The sequence below is a fragment of the Prosthecobacter fluviatilis genome, from assembly GCF_055388355.1.
Window position 1 is genome coordinate 5,596,801 of sequence record NZ_AP043782.1, and the last position, 21,618, is coordinate 5,618,418.

At 61.3% G+C, this 21,618-nt stretch carries 15 protein-coding genes; 5 read left to right on the forward strand and 10 right to left on the reverse strand.

Annotation, left to right across the window (positions count from 1 at the left end):
• Nucleotides 1-22: 22 nt before the first annotated feature.
• The 4 genes from ACZ5WW_RS21845 to ACZ5WW_RS21860 form a co-directional block, all read right to left on the reverse strand.
• On the reverse strand, nucleotides 23-1,330 hold the full coding sequence (locus ACZ5WW_RS21845) for a TolC family protein (protein WP_377162859.1): 1,308 nt from the start codon (nucleotides 1,328-1,330) through the stop codon (nucleotides 23-25).
• Between the two features lie 29 nt (nucleotides 1,331-1,359).
• Entirely contained in the window at nucleotides 1,360-2,343 is a 984-nt protein-coding gene (locus tag ACZ5WW_RS21850; protein WP_377162861.1) for an efflux RND transporter periplasmic adaptor subunit, read from the reverse strand.
• An 88-nt stretch (nucleotides 2,344-2,431) separates the two neighbouring features.
• A complete protein-coding gene (locus ACZ5WW_RS21855; protein ID WP_377162863.1) occupies nucleotides 2,432-2,923 on the reverse strand; it encodes a hypothetical protein in 492 nt (163 codons plus the stop codon).
• Nucleotides 2,924-2,970: 47 nt separating this feature from the next.
• Nucleotides 2,971-6,090: an efflux RND transporter permease subunit gene (locus ACZ5WW_RS21860; protein ID WP_377162865.1), complete on the reverse strand. Its 3,120-nt coding sequence runs from the start codon at nucleotides 6,088-6,090 to the stop codon at nucleotides 2,971-2,973.
• A 188-nt stretch (nucleotides 6,091-6,278) separates the two neighbouring features.
• Here ACZ5WW_RS21860 and ACZ5WW_RS21865 point away from each other — a divergent pair, with 188 nt between their 5' ends.
• Complete coding sequence (locus tag ACZ5WW_RS21865) at nucleotides 6,279-6,968, forward strand: VIT1/CCC1 transporter family protein (RefSeq protein ID WP_377162867.1); 690 nt, start codon at nucleotides 6,279-6,281, stop codon at nucleotides 6,966-6,968.
• Nucleotides 6,969-6,983: 15 nt separating this feature from the next.
• Here the strand turns inward: ACZ5WW_RS21865 and chrA are convergent, their stop codons facing one another.
• From chrA to ACZ5WW_RS21880, 3 genes are all read right to left on the reverse strand, one after another.
• Nucleotides 6,984-8,294: a chromate efflux transporter gene (gene chrA, locus ACZ5WW_RS21870; protein WP_377162869.1), complete on the reverse strand. Its 1,311-nt coding sequence runs from the start codon at nucleotides 8,292-8,294 to the stop codon at nucleotides 6,984-6,986.
• A 70-nt stretch (nucleotides 8,295-8,364) separates the two neighbouring features.
• Nucleotides 8,365-9,357: a bestrophin family protein gene (locus ACZ5WW_RS21875; RefSeq protein ID WP_377162871.1), complete on the reverse strand. Its 993-nt coding sequence runs from the start codon at nucleotides 9,355-9,357 to the stop codon at nucleotides 8,365-8,367.
• Nucleotides 9,358-9,624: 267 nt separating this feature from the next.
• Nucleotides 9,625-12,423 (reverse strand): PSD1 and planctomycete cytochrome C domain-containing protein, encoded by a 2,799-nt coding sequence (locus tag ACZ5WW_RS21880; protein ID WP_377162872.1) that lies wholly within the window; start codon nucleotides 12,421-12,423, stop codon nucleotides 9,625-9,627.
• Between the two features lie 69 nt (nucleotides 12,424-12,492).
• On the opposite strand from ACZ5WW_RS21880, the gene ACZ5WW_RS21885 reads away from it, so the two are divergent.
• Together ACZ5WW_RS21885 and ACZ5WW_RS21890 are read left to right on the forward strand one after the other, a co-directional pair.
• Nucleotides 12,493-13,629, forward strand: a complete 1,137-nt coding sequence (locus ACZ5WW_RS21885) for a M20 family metallopeptidase (RefSeq protein WP_377162874.1) — start codon at nucleotides 12,493-12,495, stop codon at nucleotides 13,627-13,629.
• 108 nt (nucleotides 13,630-13,737) lie between these two features.
• The gene (locus ACZ5WW_RS21890) at nucleotides 13,738-14,319 is read left to right on the forward strand and encodes a hypothetical protein (protein ID WP_464694188.1); all 582 of its coding nucleotides are present in this window, start codon (nucleotides 13,738-13,740) and stop codon (nucleotides 14,317-14,319) included.
• Nucleotides 14,320-14,491: 172 nt separating this feature from the next.
• On the opposite strand, the gene rpoN is transcribed toward ACZ5WW_RS21890, so the two are convergent.
• The 3 genes from rpoN to ACZ5WW_RS21905 all read right to left on the reverse strand — a co-directional run bounded on the left by rpoN (nucleotide 14,492) and on the right by ACZ5WW_RS21905 (nucleotide 19,225).
• A complete protein-coding gene (rpoN, locus tag ACZ5WW_RS21895) occupies nucleotides 14,492-15,910 on the reverse strand; it encodes an RNA polymerase factor sigma-54 (RefSeq protein ID WP_377162878.1) in 1,419 nt (472 codons plus the stop codon).
• A 168-nt stretch (nucleotides 15,911-16,078) separates the two neighbouring features.
• The gene (locus tag ACZ5WW_RS21900) at nucleotides 16,079-17,059 is read right to left on the reverse strand and encodes a chromosomal replication initiator protein DnaA (protein WP_377162880.1); all 981 of its coding nucleotides are present in this window, start codon (nucleotides 17,057-17,059) and stop codon (nucleotides 16,079-16,081) included.
• A gap of 198 nt (nucleotides 17,060-17,257) precedes the next feature.
• Complete coding sequence (locus tag ACZ5WW_RS21905; protein WP_377162882.1) at nucleotides 17,258-19,225, reverse strand: phospho-sugar mutase; 1,968 nt, start codon at nucleotides 19,223-19,225, stop codon at nucleotides 17,258-17,260.
• A 227-nt stretch (nucleotides 19,226-19,452) separates the two neighbouring features.
• Between ACZ5WW_RS21905 and ACZ5WW_RS21910 the strand changes: the two genes are divergently transcribed.
• Both ACZ5WW_RS21910 and ACZ5WW_RS21915 read left to right on the forward strand, forming a co-directional pair.
• Nucleotides 19,453-20,523 (forward strand): SPFH domain-containing protein, encoded by a 1,071-nt coding sequence (locus ACZ5WW_RS21910; RefSeq protein ID WP_377162884.1) that lies wholly within the window; start codon nucleotides 19,453-19,455, stop codon nucleotides 20,521-20,523.
• Nucleotides 20,524-20,565: 42 nt separating this feature from the next.
• Entirely contained in the window at nucleotides 20,566-21,426 is an 861-nt protein-coding gene (locus tag ACZ5WW_RS21915) for a hypothetical protein (protein ID WP_377162886.1), read from the forward strand.
• Nucleotides 21,427-21,618: the final 192 nt, after the last annotated feature.

The following is a 21,618-nucleotide window of genomic DNA, read 5'->3' on the forward strand; positions in this document are numbered from 1 at the left end:
TCATTCTTGCCTGCTGCCGAACTTACTGCCCCACAGCGCGCTTGAGTGCATGCTGGGCCTTGTTGTACTCAGTCACGGCCAGCACGCGGCTCTGGCGTGCACGGGTCAGCTCCTCGCGCGCGAGCAGGTATTCCAGCACCACGCCCACCTGGCTGGCCTGGCGCTCCTTGGCCAGCTTGGTCATCTCTTCGGCGGCGTCCACGGCTTCGTCATTGATCTTGATCTGATCGTTGGAGGACTGCACGCGGGTGGCGGCTTCGACGACTTCACGGCCGATCGCTGCCTTGACCTGGCTCGTCTGCAGTGCGGCGCTTTCCTCGCGTGCGTCTGCCAGCTTCTGCCGCTGGCGGTCAAACAAGCCACCGGGGCCGATCTTCCAGCCGAGGCCAAGGTAGTAGTCCTGCTGGCTGCCGAAGTTGCCCCACTGGTTGCCCACATTGGGGCCGCCACCGAGTCCGCCTGCAGTGTAGCCCGCCTGCACGGTGGGGATGAGTGGCGCCACACGAGCGCGGTCTTTCTCCGCATCCATGGAGCTGTGAATGGCAGATGCAGCCTGCACCTCCGGGCGCTTCTGCTGTGCCTGCGAGATCATGGAGGCCACGCCTTTACCGGCCATCATTTTGACGGGCACGAGATCGGACTTGGCCGGACGCAACGTGGCATCGGGAGTGAGACGGAGGATTTCGGCGAGCTTGGCCATGGCGAGATCCCGCTGCTCCTGGCCCTGGCGGATGGCCAGCTTGGCACGGCTGACCTGGGACTTCACGCGCAGCAAGTCGGCGCGGAAGGCGGTGCCTGCGGTGACGGCTCCTTCGAGCTGCTTGCCGTAGTCTTCGGTGATCACCAGATCCTCGGCGATGATGGTCAGCATGGCCTCAGTGGCCAGCAGGTCGTAGTAGCGTTCCACCGACTGCGTCACGATGTCGATCCGTGCCTTCTCAGCGAGATGTTGCGCGGCCAGAGCACGCTGCTTGGCGGCGAGTGCGGAGTAGTAGATGTCTCCCGGCGACCAATCGATCACCACGCCCGTGCCCACATTGTAGGACTGCTTGTTCACGTTGTACACATTGCCCAGAATGTCCTGCAGTCGGCCCTCATGTTCACGATATCCGGCACCAATGCTGAGAGCTGGCCAGAAGCGCTGCCAGGCCTGCTTTGACTCTGCCAAGGCCTCATCGTGCTTAGCACGCGCGAGCTGGATCTCGTCGTTGTTGGCACCTGCGAGACGCATGACGGTGCGGAGATCGACGAATGCGGGAGCGGGTTCGGCGGCGTGAAGTGTGGAGGCCGCAAAAAAGGCCAGGGCCAGATGACGAACAATTGAAAACATGGCGTGGGAGGAATGAAGTTTGAGTTTCGTCATTTCACCGTGACCGGCTGCTTGTCCGTCACCAGCGTGGTGCCGGGCAGGAGGATCACGTCGTCAGCTTTGAGGTCGGGGATTTCCACATTCGTGCCGTCGTTGAAGCCTGGCTTTACGGCGGTCTTGATGGCTTTGCCGTCGATGTGTTTGAAGACGAAGGCATTGGTCTTTTCCATCACCAGTCCGGCCACGGGGATGAGGGTGGCCTTGTCGTGTTTCTCCACGGCGATCTTGGCCATGGCGTACATGCCGGGGCGGAGTTTGAGATCGGCGTTTTTCAGGTCGGCCTCGGCTAGCATGGTGCGGGTGGCGGGATCGAGTGCGTAGGCGATGCGGGAGATGCTGGCCTCCACGGGCGTGGGGCCGCTGGCGTCGATCTGGGCTTTGACGGGCTTGCCCACAGCCACGAGCGAGGTCTCCATTTCGGTGACGGGGATCTGCAGACGCAGCGTGCTGGCATCGACGATCTCCACGATCTTGCTGGTGTTTGCGGTGACGAGTGCTCCTGCGTCCACATGACGTGCGGTGACGATGCCATCAAAGGGTGCTTTGATCTCGGCAAAGGCGAGCAGTGTGGTGATGCGCTCCATGCCTGCCTTGGCGATGGCCAGCTTGGCCTCCAGTTCATCGACTGTTTGCGGCAGCACCAGATCGGGCGATTTGGCGCGGGCCTCGTGCATGCGCTTTACCTCGATGCTGGCGGCGTTGACTTCAGCCTTGGATTTGGCGAGATCGGCCTGGAGTTCTGGCACCTCGATCCGTGCAATGACCTGGCCGGATTTGACGGCATCGCCTTTGTCCACGCTGATGGCGGAGATGTAGCCTGTGACCTTGGCGTGAAGCATCACCTGCTGCCAAGGCGCAAGCGTGGCGGGCAGGGAAACCCAGCGGTGGATGGTGCCGGTGGAAGGCTTCGCGGCAGGAAGGTCGAGGCCGGATGCGGCGGAAGCGAGGAGTATGAGGAAGATCAGGAGACGCATGGGGGATTGGATGGTGGGGCGCAAGATGGGTGATGGCTGGGCACAAAGAGTAGAGGGGTTGTCGTCACTCCACCGAGCGGCGAATGGATCAGGGGCGGGAGAGGTCTGGAGCGCCGTCGCCGTTTAGTTGGCGGGAGTGGCGGATGAAGCGGAGGGATTTGGAGGGAAGAATAATGTGGATGTCCTTCAGCCGGTACTGGTGGTGGATGTAGCTGATCTCGTTCTTGGTGGAGATGACGAGGGTGTTACCAAAGCGGCTGGCGGCGAAGTCCATGCCCCAAGCTGCGGCGGGTGTCTCGCGCCAGTGCGGATCTGCGGGGTGGTAGCCAGCGGCACCGCCGGCGGGACGGGCAGAAATTTTGATTACTGGGGTGGCGGTTGTGACTTCGCTGACCGTGGCTGTGGCCTCGGCGGCTTCGCCAGCACGGAGTATAACACGTTTGATGCCTTGGGCGTCAAATTCGACGATACCTCGCGTTGGGTGGCGGGCTTCGACGGGCTGTGGCTGAGTGCATGCGCCAAGAAAGAGCGGGAGCAGCGGCAAGCTGAGGAGGATATGGCGGACAGGATGGCTGCTCATGGTAGGTTATGAGATGCGGTTGGCTGGCTGGAGCTTGATGTGGTGATTCAAGATTCGAGAGGTTCCAGTGAGGCGGGTTTGGCAGTCTTGGATGCGAGCAGTGCGTAAACGGCAGGCAGCACCAGCAGCGTGGCCACGGTGGCGAGGGCGAGGCCGCCGATGGTGGCGACGGCGAGCGGGCTGGTCTGGGAGCGCGCGAGAGCCATTGGGATCATGCCCGCGATCATAGCGAGAGTGGTCATGAGGATGGGGCGCAGGCGTGAGGTGGCGCCCTCCAGCGCGGCGTCGCGCTTGCTCATGCCGCCAAGCTGCGCGCGGTGCGCGAAGGTGACGAGCAGGATGGCATTCGCCACAGCCACACCCACGGACATGATGGCTCCCATGAAGCTCTGCAGATTGAGCGTGGTGCCGGTGAACATGAGGGCGAGCACCACCCCGAGCAGAGCGGCTGGAATGGTGGTGAGCACGATGAAGGCGAGGCGCACGCTTTGGAAGCTGGCCACGAGCAGCAGGAGGATGGTGATGATGGCCATGAGGAGGCCGGTTTGCAGGCCGCTCTGCAGCTCCTTCAGCGGCTGCACCTGACCGCGCAGCACCACGCTGACTCCGGCGGGTGCAGGATTGGCGACGATGATTTTTTCCACCTCTTTCGCGATGCTGCCGAGAGGGCGGCCCTGAAGATTGGCGGTGATGGAAATAGATCGCGCCATGTTGTAGCGGTCATACTGGCCGATGACGCTGCCTTCGGTGACTTTGGCGATGTTTCGCAGCGGCACCGGAGGACGGTTCTGCGCGGTCACGGGCACATTGCGCAGGTCTTCGAGGCTTTTCATCAGCGGCTGCGGCACCTGCACCTGCAGGGAGTAGCTGACGCCGGTCTTGGTATCTGCCCAGAAGTTCGGCACTGTGAAGCGGCTGCTGGTGGTGGCGGCCACGAGGCTGCGGGTGGCATCGCTCATTTTCACACCGAGCAGTCCGGCGCGCTCGCGGTCGATGTGTACATCGACACTGGGGTAGTCGAGCGTCTGGCTGAACTGCACGTCCCGCAGGTCCTTGAGTTCGGCGAGCTTGGTCTTGAGCAGCTCGGCATGCGCACGGCTGGCGGCGAAATCCTTGCCGCTCACCGCCACTTCGATGGGGGTGGGAGAGCCGAGTGCCATCACACGGGAGACGATGTCAGCAGGCTCAAAGGAGAACTGCACCTGCGGGAACTCGGCGGCGAGGCGGGCGCGCAGTTTCTCGCGCAGCGGCGCCACGGCCACGCCACTGCCTTCCTTGAGCTGGATTTGCAGGATGGCTTCCTCGGGGCCGCTGTTCCACTGATGGATGAGATTCACAGGATAGTTCGGCGCATGCACACCCACGAGGCCCATGCTGATGGCGACTTTGTCGGGGCCAGTTTCTTCACCGACGATGGCGAGCGTGCGCAGGGCGATCTGTTCGGTGGTTTCGAGGCGCGTGGCCGTGGGCGCACGCAGGCGGAGCTGGAGCTGCCCGGCATCGATCTGCGGAAAGATCTCCGTGCCGAGGAACGGCAGCAGGATGCTGATGGCAAACACCACGCCGACGAGATAAGCGGGCACGAGGATGTGGCGAAGGGCGATGGAGGGCTTGAAAAGCAGCGCGATCTTCCGGCTTGCGGCAGCCAGAGCCACCGGGACGGTTTCGCTGCGGCTCGTTGCCTCACGATGCCACCAGATGTTCAGCACGGGCACCAGCGTGCTGGAGAGCAGGTAGGAGGCGATCATGCTGAAGCCCACGGCGAGGGACAGAGGCAGGAAGAGCGCCTTGGCCGCGCCGGTCATGAAGAAGCTGGGCACAAACACCGCCAGCACGCAAAGCATGGAAAGCGAGCGCGGGCCGATGGTTTCCTCCGAGGCGTCCAAGACCAGCCGCGCCAGCGAGCGACCACCGCCCATTTTGAGATGGCGGTGGATGTTTTCGATTTCCACCGTGGCCTCATCAACCAAGATGCCGACGGCAAGTGCGAGGCCGCCGAGGGTCATGAGATTGATGGTGTAGCCGCCGATCCACAGCGCGAGCATGGCAGCGGCGATGGCGATGGGGATGTTCAGCACCACGATGAAGGCGCTGCGCAGATCCCGCAGGAAGATGAGAACCATGAGGCCGGTGAGGGCTGCGCCGAGGATGCCTTCTTTGACCAGGTCGCGGATGGCACGGATGATCCAGGGGCTCTGATCAAACTCGAAGGTCACGTTGATGTCCTCGGGGCAGGCGGCTTTGAATTTGGGCAGATTCTGCTTCACCAGCTCCACGACGCTGAGGGTGGAGGCATCGCTGCGCTTGGTCACGGGCATGTACACAGTGCGCTTACCGTTCACGATGGCGATGCTGTAAAGCATGTCGCTGCCGTCGCTGACTTCGCCGAGGTCGCGCACATACACCGCGCCCTGATCAGTGACCTTGACCGGCACGGCGGCGAGATCCTGGATGTTCTTCACCACCGCGTTTGTGGGCACGATGGGGAAGCTGTTGGGCAGGGAGAGATTGCCGCTGGGGCTGATGGTGTTGGCCGCCGTCATGGCTGCGACCACATCATCGGGAGACAGACCGTATGCGCGCAGGCGGTCGGGCTTCACATTGATGAGGATGGTGCGCGCGCTGCCGCCGAAGGGTGGCGGGGCGGAGACGCCGGGCAGCGTGGCAAAGAGCGGACGCACCATGTTCAGCGCGGCGTCCTGCATCTGGCCCACGGTGCGCGCGGGGTTCTCGGTGGAGAAGACGAGATTGCCCACCGGGACGCTGCCTGCATCAAAGCGTGTGACGAAGGCGCCCGGAGTGCCCGGCGGCATGAAGGAGCGCGCGCGGTTCACATAGGCGATGGTTTCCGAGAGCGCGGCGGACATGTCCGTGCCGGGATGAAACTGCAGCTTCATGATCGAAGCACCTTGGATGTTCTTGGACTCCACGTGCTCGATCCCCGCGATGTAGAGGAAGTGGTACTCGTAGTAGTAGGTCAGGTAGCCCTCCATCTGCAGCGGGTCCATGCCGCCATAGGGCTGCGCCACGTAGATGGTGGGGATGCCCAGCGTGGGGAAGACATCTCGCGCCATCTTTTCCTTGGCCTGCCAGGCGCCAAGAAGGATCGCCACGACGGCGACGATGACGGTCCACGGATGGCGGAGTGCTAGTCGGGGAAGGGACATGCGGGAAAATGACGAAAGGCTGAAGGGGGGGCTGGAAACTGGCCGGGAGGGCAGGTTCTATCAGGCAACAGAACTGTCAAACTAGCCGGTTATTGCACTCGGAGGCAATCCCATAGGTTGGTTTTATCAGGAGCATATCCGATACGATCTGTCTTGCGGGGGCAGCATGAACGCAGGAAGTTCAGGGCATGGGTCACTCTGAAAATCATCGGGCGCATCGCATCGGCTGGCTGCGAGCCGCAGTTCTCGGGGCCAATGACGGCATTGTTTCCACGGCGAGTTTGATCGTGGGTGTTGCGGCGGCTGAGTCGAGCCAGAGCAATGTGCTGGTCGCTGGCATCGCTGGACTGGTCGCCGGGGCGATGTCGATGGCGGCGGGTGAGTACGTGTCTGTCAGCTCCCAGTCAGATACAGAGCAGGCCGACATCGTGCGCGAGCGCCAGGAACTGGCCGAAGATGACGAGAAAGAGCACTCCGAGCTGGCGGAGATCTATGTGAGCCGTGGTCTTGAGCCGGAACTGGCCAAACAGGTGGCGGTCCAGTTGATGAAGAAGGATGCACTCGGCGCGCATGCCCGCGATGAACTGGGTATTTCTGACACGCTGATCGCACGGCCGGTGCAGGCGGCGCTCGCCTCGGCGGCGTCCTTTGCCGTGGGCGCCGCGCTGCCGTTGCTCCTGGTCGTGCTGGTGCCTGCATCCGTGCTTTTATGGACGGTGTCGTTGAGTTCGCTGCTGTTCCTGGCCTTGCTGGGGGCGCTGGCGGCTCGTGCGGGTGGTTCGCCAGTATTGAAGTCCGCCTGGCGTGTCACATTCTGGGGAGCTTTAGCGATGGGGCTGACGGCGGGCGTGGGGAAATTGTTTGGGGCGGTTGTTTGATCAGCGATTCTACCGTCAGGCGAAAGCGACTTGTTTGGCGAGGCCCAAGAGCGCACAGGCACCGATGACGGGCATAAGCCCGGCTTTGAAGCGCTGCATGGCGATGAAGGCCGCGATGGCAAGAACTGCAGTGAAGGTGTCAAAACCGCCGCTCGCTGGCCATAGCGCGTGGGTGGTGAATTTGACGCCGAGATTGAGAATGACTCCGACCACGGCCGCCGTGATGGCGGTGAGCGCGGCGCTGAGGCGGGGCTGCTCGCCGAGTTTCTCAATGTGCGGCGCCCCAAGGAAGATGAAGAGGAAGCATGGCAGGAAAGTGACCCAGGTGGTGATGAGCGCGCCGACCGTGGCGCCCGCGAGGGGTGTCAGTGCGCCAGGGTGCTGCCAGCCGCCGACAAAGCCCACAAACTGCAGGACCATGATCAGCGGTCCGGGCGTGGTCTCGGCGAGCGCGAGACCGCTCATCATCTGCGGGTGTGAAAGCCAGCCATGGATTTCCACCGTTTGCTGGGCCACATAAGGCAGCACGGCATACGCGCCGCCAAAGGTCACGAGGGCTGCCTTGCTGAAGAACAGTCCCTGCTGTGCCTGCGTGCTGCCCCAACCGAGCCATGCTGCGATGGCAAAGACCGGCAACCACCACAGCGAGAGGCACAGCACGGTGATGGTCAAGGTGCGCGCCCAGGTGGCCCTGGGGGCAGGCGGCAGTGCGAGCGCTGGTGCGTGCCCTTTTGCCGCCCCGTGGCCTTTGCCGGCAGGGAACTGCTTTGGCAAAAGCCGGTTTCCCACATAACCGAGCCATCCCGCGCCGAGAATGATGAGGACAAAGGAAATCTGGAAGAAATAGATGGCGACAAAACTCAGCGTGGCCAAGCCCCAGAGAACAGGGCTTTTGAGCGCCTTTTTGCCGATGCGCAGCACGGCCTCTGCCACCACGGCGATGACAGCTCCGAGCAGGCCGTGGAAAATAGCTGCGAGCCACGGAAGATGCCCGCCCGCCATGTAGAGCCAGCTCAGGCCAAAGAGGATGAAGACGGACGGCAGCACAAACAGCGCTCCTGCGGCGATGCCTCCCTTTGCGCCATGCAAGCGCCAGCCGAGATAGGTGGCGAGCTGCTGTGCCTCCGGACCGGGCAGCAGCATGCAGAAATTCAGCGCATGCAGGAAATGGGAGTCACCGATCCAGCGGCGCTTTTCGACCAGCTCCTTGTGCATGATGGCGATCTGACCGGCCGGACCGCCGAAGCTGATGCAGCCGAGCTTGAGCCAGTAGCGAAGGGCCGTGGCAAAGCTGGGCATGGTGGGCGGCGTTTCGTCGTGACTCATTGGAGCCTCAATGCCAGAGGGCGCAGCGTTGATCAATGGGGATAAGACTCAGCGCGGCGGCCCCTTGGAGTCAGAGAAGCACGTTGTTTTCGGGCTGCAGCTTGGGAGGCAGATTTTCCTCGCCCAGTATCTCGCGGACATCGATTTCGATGTTGCGGCAGATGGTGGAGATGGGGGTGTCATTGATGGCGTTGTCGAACGGGTTTTCGCTGAACTCGCCGGTCTGCTCCATGGTGTAAAAGACCCAGGAAATAAGGATCGAGAAGGGAATGGTGAGCCAGACACCGGGCCCGCCCATAATGGCACTAAGATCCTTCAGCAGGCCAAAGGGAAGCAGCAGGATGAAGATGTGCACAAAGATGCGGCTGAAGATGTTGTACTGACGGAAGAGCGGGGTCGTCTTGATGCGTTCGCAGCCGCCCTGGAGATTGTGAAATTCGGTGACGAGGCGCATGAGCTCGATGTGCTCAAAGGGATCGAGCGCCCCCTCGCGCTTCATCCGGGCCAGGTGCTCGGCATGGACCTTGAGCAGCATGCAGGCGGGATTGTTGAGGCTCTTGAGGCGGTCAAAGTAGATCATTTTGTCGTGCTCCCCGAGCACGCGCTTGAGCCCTTTTTCAAATTCCTCCAGTTCGTGGCGCTCGCCGGCGAAGGTCTTGTGCAGGTTCTCCTTGCTGGTGGCCCACGGGATGGTGCGGCGCAGCTGAAGACGGAGGATGTTGATGAAGGCGAGGTGGCGGTAGGCGGCCTCACGCACCTCATCGGAGTCGGCGGGAAGGCTGGCCTTCAGGTGGGCGACAAAGCTGCGTGAGGCATTGGTGATGCCACCCCACAGGCGGCGGGCCTCCCACAGGCGGTCAAAGGCCTGGTTGTTTTTGAAGCCGACGAAGAATGCCACGGCGGTGCCGATGGTGCCGATGGGCAGGAAGGGAATGGCGATCCAGCGCAGTCCGGCGAAGCGGTAGAGCACAACCGCGATGGTGCTGATGAGCAAAGACTCGATGAAATTCCGACGTGCGAAGTGCCAGAGATGGATCAAACGAAAGTCTTTGCCGACGTACATGGTGCGCTGTTGCGGTTGGGGAGATGAGGATTTGGGAGGCCGAAGAAAAGCATGCTGCATGCCAGCCCGGACTTCGGCGAACGAGGCTGTCTATATGGGCCAAACGTGCCCTGCGCGATCCATTTTTTCCGCCTGTGGCGGGGAGGAAGCCGACGTCGGGCATGGACGGCAGCCCTTCATTTTGCCAGAGGCTCCTGAGCATCGGGCCAGAGCATGCATGCGCCTGCGTCCAGCCTTGTCCCCGGAGTAAAAGACGGCTGGCGCAAACTACCTCAAATAGATGAACTCATTGCTCATCATCAGGGCTTGGCAGAGGAGCGTCCAGGCTTCCAGTTCGCGTTTGGTGGAGTCCTGCTGGGTGGAGTTTAGGGAGGCGTCGGCGGCGGTGAGGTAGTTTTCGGCGCGGCGGAGGTCTTCGGCGGTGGCTTCGCGGGCAAAGGCAAGGCGGTAGGCGGCGCGCAGGCGGGCCTCCTTTTCGGGGGAGACCTTGAATACACGCGCGGCGAAGTCGCGTGCGGCATCGGTGACGAGGTCGCTGTTCATCAGGAGCAGTGCCTGAGGCGAGACGACGGAGCTGTGGCGCAGGCCGGTGCTGGTGGCTGGATCCGGATAGTCAAACTGCTGGAAGAGATCGTAGAGATTGTTGCGGATGATGGGCATGTACAGCGCACGGCGCGTGCTGCCGTAGGTGGTCAGATCCTTGGAGGTGTGGTTGAAGACAAACTCGCGATTGCGGCGCGGGATGGTCTTGCCGCCCATGGTGGTGTCCAGACTGCCGGCCACCTGCAGCAGGGCATCGCGGATTTCCTCGGCCTCCAGACGGCGCACGGGGAAATGGTGCAGCAGCAGGTTTTCAGGATCGGCCGCATCTCCCTGTGCGGTGGAGAGCGAGCTCTGCTGGTAGGTCTGAGAGCTCATGATGAGACGGTGCATGTCTTTCATGCTCCAGCCGCTGGTGGTGAACCAGCGGGCCAGCCAGTCGAGCAGGGCAGGGTGTGTGGGTTGCTGGCCGAGCAGGCCAAAGTTGTCTGTGGTCGGCACGATGCCCTGGCGGAAGTGCCAGGACCAGATGCGGTTGGCGATGACACGGGAGGTCAGCGGATGATCTGGGCGGGCCAGCCAGCGTGCCAGCTCCAGCCGGCCGCTTTGATTCGTGGGAAACTGCGGCGTGGTCTTGAGCGCCGTCTGCACCACCTGAATGACGCCGCGCTGCACGGGCTTGCCCAGCGCGAGGTGGTTGCCACGGATGTGGATGGGCAGCTCCTTGAGGATCTTGGGGGCTTCAGACACCGCGATGGCGGTGGGCAGGTCGGGGAGATTGCTCTCCGTGGTCATCATGGTGTCCTTCAGGGAGCGGACCTTTTCGGCCACGTCTTTGGGGAAGAGGATCATGGGCTCCGGTGGCAGCGCGAGGAAACCGGCGGGTGCATCCAGCGCAGCGCGTGCCTGATGCAGCAGGGAGTCCGCATAGGTGTCTGCGGTTTCCGCTTTTCCTTTTGCCTTGGCAGGCGCGGCGGGTGTGACTTTTTCTGCTGCTGTGAAGATGGCGCTGTAGTAGCCGCGCAGTGTCTCCACGCTGCCGGACTTCAGCGCGTCCTGCCAGGGCTTGAAAAAGGGGAGGTTCTCATTCGCGGCGAGATACACGCGGCAGTTTAGCAGGATGTGCGGGCGCAGGCCGTTGGCCTTGGCCACGGGCTCCACCTGGCTCATGACGGGAGTTTCGGGCAGCTTCGCGGCCGCCATGAGGTAATCGACCGCACGTGCTCGCACCTCCTTGCGCAGAGCGGCGATGGCATCTCCCTCGGCCTTGGAAACGGCGGCGCGCTGGTTTTTGAGGATGCGCTCGGTGGATTTTACCTCGGCAAAATCTTCCAGCGATCCCATCGGTGCCTCGTAGGCCGTGCTCAGCGCGCCGATGCGGTCCACGCTGAAGCTCTGCGTGCTCTTGAAAATGGCGGCCAGTGCGTAGTAGTCGGACTGGGGGATGGGGTCAAACTTGTGGTCGTGGCAGCGCACGCACCCGAGAGTGAGGCCCATGAAGGCGCGGCCCATGACGTCGATCTGCTCGTCCACCACGTCCATGGTCAGCTTTTCCTTGTCCGGCTCTGCCAGCACCTTGGCACCCAGGTTCAGGAAGGCGGTGGCTGTGACGTGTTCCTTGCGCGCGGCGAGGTCCTTGGCCTCCAGCAGATCTCCGGCGATCTGCTCGGTCAGGAATTGGTCGAAGGGCTTGTCCGCATTGATGGACTGCACCACGTAGTCGCGGTACCGCCAGGCGGTGCCGAGGGCGATGTTTTCGTCGAGCCCGTTCGAGTCGGAGTAGCGGGCTACATCCAGCCAGTGGCGGCCCCATTTTTCACCATACTGCGGCGAGCGCAGCAGGCGGTCTACCACCTTGGCAAAGGCGTCAGGGGATTTGTCTGCAAGAAAGGCGTCCACTTCCTGCGGCGTGGGCGGCAGGCCGGTGAGGTCAAAGGTGGCACGGCGGATGAGCGTGCGCTTGTCGGCCTGCGGGGCCAGCTTGAGTCCTTTTTCCGCGAGTTTTTCGCCGATAAAAGCGTCGATAGGATTGGCGGCTCCCGTCTTGGGAATGGCTGGGGTGGCGATGGGGCGGAAGGCCCAGTGCTTGGAGCCTTCCTTGAGATCGATGACACGGGGTGCGCTCTGTTTTCCGGAGATAACGGCATTGCGCGGATCTGGCGCGCCCATTTTCACCCACTCCTCCAGCGCCTTGACCTCCGCCGCAGGCATGGCCCCCTTGGGAGGCATCTGCAGATCCTGGTTTTTGTAGCGGATGGACTCGATGATGTGGCTCTTGTCGGGATCGCCTGCCACGATGGCCGGACCGCTGTCGCCGCCTTTGAGAATGGCGTCTCGTGAGTCGATCAGGAGGCCACCCTTGCTCTTGCCCGCCTCGACAGAGTGACATTCGTAGCAGCGCTGGACGAGGATGGGACGGATGGTCTTTTCAAAGAACGCGATTTTGGCATCCTCCGCGGGCGCGGCAGCTGCGGCGCTGGCTGCATGCAGCGTCGTGACTAGGGCGATGGAAAAAGCGGCCTTCATAAGACAGCAAAACTACGGCCATAAAGCAGGGCTTCTTGCTGCGGAGGTGAGTTTGACTAGGCTGTAGGAATGTCCCCCGTCCTCCAGACCCTCTCCGAACTCGTCCGCATCAACAGCATCAACAGCTCCTACGAGGGCGGCCCCGGCGAGGCGGAGGCGGCGACGTATGTGCGGCGCTTCTTTGAGCAGCGCGGCATCGAGGTGTGGGAGCAGGAGGTGTTTCCAGGCAGAAACAATGTCATCGCCCGCATCCCCGGCCGTGACTCCACGCGGCGCATCGTCTTTGAGGCGCACATGGACACCGTCTCCATCAAGGGCATGACGATTGATCCTTTTGATCCCGTGGTGCGTGATGGCAAGATGCATGGCCGTGGCTCCGTGGACGACAAAGCCGGGCTGGCCGCCATGATGCATGCCGTGGCGGACATTCACGCCAGCGGCGAGCTGCCGCCCTGCGAGGTGTGGATGGCTGCCGTGGTGGATGAGGAGTATTCTTTTCGTGGGGTGGTGAAGCTCTGCGAGGGCCTGCAGGCCGCTGCCGCCGTGGTGGCGGAGCCGACGGAATTCCGCTGCGTGATCGCGAGCAAGGGGGTGCTGCGCTGGCGCATCAAGACGAAGGGAAAGGCTGCGCACAGCTCCAAGCCGCATCTGGGTGTCAATGCCATCACGGCGATGGCGCGTGTGGTGCTGGCGCTGAATGAGGATCATGCGCGCATGCAGCCTGCGGCGCATCCGCTGCTGGGGCCTGGAACCTGCAATGTGGGCGTGATCCACGGCGGCGTGCAGGTGAACTTTGTGCCGGATGAAGCCGTGATCGAGATCGACCGCCGCCTGCTGCCTGGTGAAGAAGTGCCGCAGGTGCTGGCGCACTACCAGGTGCTGCTGGATGCTCTTATGAAGCAGCATCCGGACGTCGTGGCGGAGATGGAGGCTCCGATGCTGCAGGACTGGGCCTTTCAGACGGATGCAGGCGAGCCGCTGGTGCAGCTGGCGCGCACGCTGCTGGGAGAGATGCAGCGGAATGACGAGGTCTGCGGCGTGCCCTTTGGCAGCGATGCCAGCAAGTTTTCACGCATGGGCATCCCGACGATTTTGTTTGGACCGGGCAGCATTGATCAGGCGCATGCGGCGGTGGAGTACGTGGAGTGCGCCGAGGTGGAGAAGGCGCTGGCGTTTTACACGGAGATCGCGCGGCGGTTTGTGTGAGGGAGGGCGGGATATGGAGATATTCATTGCGGTTCTCCGGGTAAATGTGGTTTGCTATTGGAGTGCAAGTTGTGAGGAAAATGCCTCTCTCCGTTCAACTCGTGCTTAGTGATCCAAACCAGTAGAATCATGAAAGTTGCGCTAATCATTTTAATCGTGCTGGTCTTCACGATGAATTCGTGGGCTGCAGACAGATCGAAGGATCTGGCCTCAGAGCTTTCGGCTGCCTGGGAGTCCGTGACTGTCTCCATGATGATTGATCAGGGATGCGTGGCTCCGGAGTGGCGCGGAGTGCGCGTTCGGTCGGACAAAGGTGTATTGACTGTCTCGACATGGAAAGATGCTGGCAAAGGCGGAGCCAATGACAAGACCGAGGGGCCCGTGCGGCCTGTGGCGTCTTTCACGAGAGAGAAGCTCTGTGCAGCCATTTTGAGGCATTATCAGACTGCGGTTGCGTCTGAAGATACTCAAGAGTACCTGGCGTCTCTTTCCACGCAGGAGGAGCGGGAAAAGGAGATGTCCCGAATTTTTAAGACGACGGGGCATCCCATCGGTGGTTTTGGCGCCATAGGTATCGACATCCGTATTGTCCGGGATGGGCGTGTGATTCATTTCTCGGACAGCTATGGGGAGATCGGTGCAGACGCTTTTGGAAGGTGGCTCGAGGAAATCATCTCTCAGGCAAAGTAAGGCTCGCGAGCCGCGTATTAGTCGAAGTGTTGCCCTGCTAATGGTTTGCGCCCTCCGGAGCTAAGTCGTAAACCGCTCTCACTGAGCTACGGGGTTTTCTCAGACTATTAGGCAGCCGGGGGTTGGCGTGAGCGTTGATCGACGGACAAGAGTGTCCATCGTACTCCAGGCTTCACGAAAATGACTTCCGCAGATGACTCGGCAGGATTCCCAGCGCTTCGCGGTACTTGGCCACGGTGCGGCGAGCGACTTTGATGCCCTGGCCGTCGAGGAGTTTGGCGAGCTTGTCGTCGCTGAGGGGCTTGTGCTTGGGCTCGTTTTTGATGAGATCGGCGATGGCGTTTTTGACACTGGTGTTGCTGAGGTCGTCGCCGGATTCGGTCTTCACTCCGTGGGAGAAGAAGAACTTCATGTCGAACACGCCATGGGGCGTGGCGATGTATTTGCCGGCGATGGCGCGGCTCACAGTCGTCTCATGCACGCCCACTTCATCGGCCACGGTGGCCATGTTGAGAGGGCGGAGGAAATTGGTGCCCTTTTCCAGGAACTCGCGCTGGTATTTGAGGATCTGCGTGGCGATGCGGTGGATCGTCTGCTGGCGCTGATGGATGGAGCGGATGAGGAACTTGCCGCTGCGGATCTTGTCGCGCACGTAGTTGCGCACTTCGCCGTTGTTGCTGGGCTGGGAGAGGAGGTCTTTGTACGTGTTGCTGATGCGCAGGTGCGGCAGGTCGTCGTTGGTCATCACGGCGACCCATTCGCCACCCTGGCGCTCCACGACGACGTCGGGGGTGACGTAGTTGTTGGACGAAACCGAGAAGCGCTGCGCAGGGCGCGGGTCGAGCGTGCTGATAAAATCTGCCGCGCGGGAGATTTGCTCGAGCGGCACGCCCAGCTTGCGGGCCAGGATGGGGTAGCGCTTGTTGGCGAGGTCGTCGATGTACTGGTCCACCAGACGCCAGGCGAGGCTCTGTTTTTTGCCGAGACGCTCGAGTTGGACGAGCAGGCACTCGCGCAGGTCCTCGGAGCCTACGCCCACGGGGTCAAAGCTCTGCAGCAGCTTCTTGGCGGCTTGCAGGGAGTCGATGGGTATGGCGTGCTGGAGGCTGAGGTCGTCGATGCGGGTGTTGAGAAAACCGCGGTCGTCGAGATTGCCGATGAGGAACTCCACCTGCTCTGCCACGGCGGGCTTGGCGTCGGAGGTGTGGAGCTGGGAGAGCAAGTGCTCCTGCAGCGTGGTCTGCGCCACGATGGAGTCCATGAGGAACTGCCAGCGTTCCTGGTCGTCGCTGCGGCGGGTGGCGGTCTGCTGGCGGCTCTGCTGCCAGTACTCGCGCCATTCGTCGTCCATCTGCGTCAGCGCGTCGATGTCGCTGTCGTCCACACTGCGGTCATCGGGATCGTCAGGGATGGCGTCCTGGATGGAGGTTTCAGGCGCTTCGAGCTCCAGCACAGGGTTGATCTCGATCTCCTGCTGAATGATCTGCCGGAGCTCCAGAGTGGGAGCCTGCAGGATCTGCAGGCTCTGTTGCATCTGAGGCCCGATGGCGAGCTTTTGTGTCTGTAACTGCTGGAGTCCGTGGTCGGCCATGAATGGTTGGAAGACAGCCAAGCGCCATCCAAGAGGATTAGCAAGCAAACATCAGGCCATCACGTTATTTATTTTCAAATTTGGCAAAAGAGCTGCCGCTGGCATAAAAACAGAAATCCCGGTGGTTACCGGGATTTCTTAGTGTGATCTGGAAATAATCTGAAAGCCTCAAGGTACCTCAAAGACCTTTTGAGTGGTGGGGTCAAGGGCGAGCGAGCCGCTCTCGAGTCCTGTGATGTCGAGTTCTTTATATGGCGGGTAGGGGCTGATCACGCGGCCAGGCTTGGTGGTTTTTTTGCCCTTGAGGAATGAGCCTGAGGAGCTTGCGCCGGAGTTGGAGGTGGTGGTGGGGAATTCTTTGGGCGCGGACTCGGAGCGGCGCGTGGTAGGCGCGGGGGCTTCGGGTTTGGTCTCCTTTTTCGGAGTGGCTGTCACGGGGGAGGTGGGCGTTTTGGTCGCAGGCGGAGAGTCGCTCACCCTGGGCGGGGTGTATTTGGGGGGCTGGGCAGAGGGCGACTTGCCCTGCGGACTTGGCGCAGGCGTTTTGCTTTTGCTGCCGGAAGTGGGCGCTGTTTGCTGCTGCTGCGGAGGGTAGCTGTAGTTTGGCTGGGCTGGCTGTTGCTGCTGCCTTTGCTGCTGCCTTTGCTGGGGGGGGTATTGGTAATTTGGCTGCTGAGGGGCGTAACCCGCGCCCGGCATCGGGTAGCCCTGTGGGGACTGCTGCGGGTAAACCGGGGCCGATTGCGGGCGTGGGGTGGAGTCCAGGCTGTAGCTGCCGCCGTTCTGGCCATAGCCCGGGGCGGGATAATCGTAGCCGGTGGGGTCCTGCCCGTAAAAGAGGCGACGCGCCATCTCGCTCATGCGGCGGCCAAACTTGGGCAGGAATTGCAGGGGGCTCTCATACTGCGGCTGTGCCTGCTGCGGGTAGCCATAGCCTGGAGGCTGCTGCTGGTAACCCTGGGGCGCCTGCTGATAGCCGGAAGGTGGTGCGTACTGCTGTGGATATCCACCCTGAGGCTGAGGATAGCCCTGCGGCTGCGGATAATAGCGCTGCTGCTGTGCCATGGCCGTCGATGCAAAGACGATGGCGGCGCACCAACCCAGTCCGAATGGGCTGAAAAGCCTACCGCGAGTGGTTTGAGAATTCATAATGATTAATAGTTCTTAACTTTCTGAGAACTTCAAGCCGCAATTTCCAGCCATCTGCCTCAGCAACAGGGTTACTGAGTAGATAGACGAATGCGGCTGAAGTTTGTTCAGCTGCATTGCCATTGTTTTCAAATTTGCCGGGACTTCACCCAAGGGACACGAAATCAGATTTTCGCGCTACGCCATGGGTGCAGCGCTTTACTCCGCCAGACGGGCGTCGATGTCCTTGTCCAGCCAGGCCCACATGGAGGCGAGACCGGCGGACACTTTGGCCTTGGCGGCGGCGAGCTCCTCGGCGCTGAGGCTCTGGCCTGCGGCGGGCACGCTGCGGCCAAACATGTAGTACTTGATCTTCGGCTCGGTGCCGGAGGGGCGCACGGCAAAGCTGCGACCGTCGGCCAGGTCCACAAAGAGCATCTTCTCCTTGAGCACCACATCGCCTTCTTCGTCCTTGATCTCGTCCTTGCGGAAGTCGCGCACGTTGACGACTGCGGAGCCATCCACCTCCTTGGGCGGATTGCTGCCGTAGCTGTCCGCCAGCTTGGCGATCTGCGCGGCGCCGGTGGCACCTTCAAAGACCTTGCTCTCATTGCGCTCCAGGAAGTAGCCCACCTCGGAGTACACCTGGTCCAGCAGGCCTGCTACGGTGAGGCCCAGGCTGGCGGCGTAGGCGGCCAGCTCGGCAAACATGACCACGGCACCGTTGCCGTCCTTGTCGCGGCTGAAGTCATCGCCCATGTAGCCGTAGCTTTCCTCGCCGCCGAAGATGAGGAACTTGCTGTGCTGCAGACGTGCGGCGCGGCTTTCCACGTTGTTCAGATCGCGGTAGCGAGCCTGGATGTCCGCCGGCAGGGCAGCCTCGTACTTGGCCAGCTTGGAGCTGATCCACTTGAAACCGGTGAGGGTGTTCACGCAGCCCACGCCAAACTTCGCCGCGATGGCGTCTTGCAGCGGACTGGTGACAAAGGTCTTGAGCAGCACGGCGCGGCCCTTGTTGGCCGGGGTGAGAATGCCCAGCTCAAACATCGTCTTGGTGCGGTACCAGGCCATGAGAGAGCCCACCTGGTTTCCGGTGAGGAGGACCATCTCGCCCTTGGAGTCACGCACGCCCACGCCCATGCGGTCGCAGTCAGGGTCGGTGCCGATGATGATGTCCGCGCCCTCTTTGTTGGCCAGATCCACGGCCATCTTCAAGGCGGAGGCATTCTCCGGATTCGGAGACTTCACGGTGGGGAAGCGGCCGTCGCGCACGTCCTGCTCCGGTACGGTGAGGAAATTGAAACCGAGTTTTTTCAACAGCACGGGCACCAGCACGCCGCCGGTGCCATGCAGCGCGGTGAAGACGATCTTGAGCTTCTTGGCCTCCTCCTTTTTCAGCAGCTCGGGCTGCAGCATCATCGTTTCCACACGGGCGAGGTACTGCTGGTCCATCTCGTCTCCCAGCAGGATCAGCCTGCCCTGTTCGGCAGCTGGCAGGGCGGTGTAGCCTTCGTCTTTGATGGCGTTCACCTCTTTGATGATGCCGGTGGCGTGAGGCTCCACGATGCCGGCGCCGTCGTTGAAGTTCACCTTGTAGCCGTTGTCGTGCGGCGGGTTGTGGGAGGCGGTCAGCATCACGCCCGCATCTGCACGGAGCTGGCGCACGGCGAATGACATCTCCGGCGTGGCACGGCAGCTGTCGAAAAGATAGACGTCAGCGCCTGTGTCCGTGGCGATCTTGGCGCAAAACTTGGCAAACTCTGCGGAGAAGTGGCGCGTGTCGTGCGCGAAGACGATGCTGGGCCTTCCGCCCAGCTTGGCATTGGCGCGGTAGTTTTTGATGTATGTCACCAGCCCGCGGGTGGCGCGGCTGACGTTGTAAAAATTCATGGCGTTCGTGCCCACGCAGGGATGGTCCGGACGCTGGTCTGCAGGGGCGGCTCCGAGCTCGGCCTTGGTGACGATCTTGCCGATCGTGCGCCCGCGCAGGCCGCCGGTGCCAAACTTCAGCGCCTGGAAGAAGCGGTCGTTCAACTCCGCCCACTGGCCGGCCGAGGCGAGCTCCTCAATGCTGGAACGATAGACCGGATTGTCGCTGGCAGCGAGCAAAGCATTGATGTTGTCGAGGCTGGCAGGCAGGAGTTGCCCGGAAGTGACGGCGGCTTGGAGTTGATCGGCAAGGGACATAGGTGAAAAGTCAATCTGTAGCGGACCTTTAAGGAATCAAACGGCAAAGCGCTCAGCGGGAGATGAGGAATGGCTTATCGTTTCCGGGCTGTGGGGGCGCCTGTCCGGCATGGGCGGGCTTTACAAAAGCTGTGACGGATTTGCACTCGCCAAATCAAACGACGCTCATTAATATCGGCACTGTTCCGAGCCAACGCACAACACAACCCTCCTACCTTCTTACGATCATGGGCCTGATGGATTACCTCAAAGGACAGTTTTTGGAAATCATCCAGTGGAATGATGATTCACGTGACACGCTCTCCTGGCGCTTTCCTGACGAGGACAAGGAAATCAAGCGTGGTGCGCAGCTCATCGTGCGCGAGTCGCAGGTGGCGCAGTTTGTTTATCTTGGCGAGTTCGGCGACACCTTCGGCCCCGGAAAGCACACGCTGAGCACGGAGAACATCCCCATCCTCTCCACACTCAAGGGCTGGAAGTACGGTTTTGAGTCTCCCTTCAAGGCGGACATTTATTACGTCACCACACGTCTCTTCACGGGGAACAAGTGGGGCACCAGTAACCCTATCATGATGCGGGATGCGGATTTCGGCATCGTGCGTGTGCGCGCCTTTGGCACCTTTGACTTCAAGATTACCGACCCCAAGCTCTTCCTCAAAGAGGTGGCCGGTACGGACAATCAGTTCCGTCTGGATGAGTTTGCCGACACGATGCGCAGCCGCATCGTCAGTGTGTTTACGGACGCGCTGGCCAGCGCCAAGGTGCCGGTGCTGGACCTTGCCACCCGCTACTCGGAGCTGGGAGAAGCGCTGCTTCCCATCATCAATCCCAACACGCAGGGCAAGTATGGCATCGAGATCACCAGCTTCATCCTCGAAAACGCCAGCGTGCCGCCGGAAGTGGAGGCCGCCATCGACAAGCGCAGCAGCATGGGTGCCATCGGCAACCTGAATGACTACGTGAAATTTCAGATGGCCGAAGGAATGGCCAAAGGCGGTGGCGGCCCTGCCGGATCCGCCGCCGAGATCGCGATGGGTTTTGGCATGGCCAACCAGATGATGGCCCAGGGAGCCTTCAACATGGCCTCCGGCGCCGCAGCACCGGCTGGCACTGCTGCTCCAGCACCCGCCGCCGCGCCTGCCGCCGACATCCTCACCCCCGCGCAGGTGGCGCAGACCCTCGGTGTGACCGAGGCGGACGTGATCTCCAGCATCGAGTCCGGCGACATCAAGGCGAAGAAGATCGGCACGCAGTACCGCATCACCAAGGCGGCGCTGGACGAGTTTCTGGCGCATTGAGCAGTTCTGCCCGCATCGCTTGGTTTGCACGAACCCTCTCCCATGAAAACATGGTTGCTTTCAGTTTGTGCTTTCCTGCTCACCGCAGTTCCTGTGCTTTTTGCCCAGCATCGGCTGGCGTACGATGGATTCGACTCCATCGAGAGCATGCAGCGCAGAGTGCGGGACGTTATTGAGGTGGATCGCATGCCTCTCTTTGACAACGCGCCATTTCTAAAACTGCGAAAGGGGGACAAGCTGGTCAAAGCCAAGGAAGAGGTCCATCAGTACGACAAACCGCGTCCGGACCCTGACAGGATTAATTATTACCTGTTCTCGGGTGGCAGTTATTACCAGCTTTGGACGGAGGAGAAGGATGGAAAGGTGCTCTTGTCCGCGCCCTTTTATGCCGCTGACAGCTGTCTGCTTTTCGATTGGGAACTGACCATGGCCAATGCCAAGGCGCTGCGGCAACTGCTGCCCCGCAGCTATGCCAGATCACTCTCAATTGCCGACTTCGACGCGGTGGCGGCTGTTGTCCGAGGGCGGTTTCCCGAGGTTATGGAAAAAACAGATGGCGGAGTACGTCCCGAATTGCATGAAGACCGGATTCGCAGCATTCCCGGGCATGCGTTTGCCGAGTTTCATGGACTGGCCTTCGATGGTTTCTCCAACTGCTTTTATCAGTATTCGGTGAAGATCGGCCCGGAGGTGTGCTCCATCGATGAGAGGACGCTGTTGCAAGGTCCCGGGCACATTGAGAGGCATGAATTTGAACGCGTCATGATTGATGGGCCAAACGGGAACCCTGGAGCGGATGTCGATCCTGCAGTCGCTAAAATCAAGAAAGCCGAGTACGACAAGATGCTTCAGTTTCGGAAGCTTGTGGAGGATACCCTGAGTGCAAGATCTTCGTTACGATAAAGCGTCCAGCCTCTAGAGACTGTCCTGGGAGAAACGAGGCTGTTGGGAAAAAGAGTGTGGCAACCGGCTGTGGGGGATTGTGCAGCCGAAGCGAGTGCTTGCAAACTTTGGGTGACAGCTTCTGGTATCTTTGGCAGCCGGGGTGTCTTCACACTCTCTCAGAGAAAGGCGGGTTTTCGCCACATCCGTCCT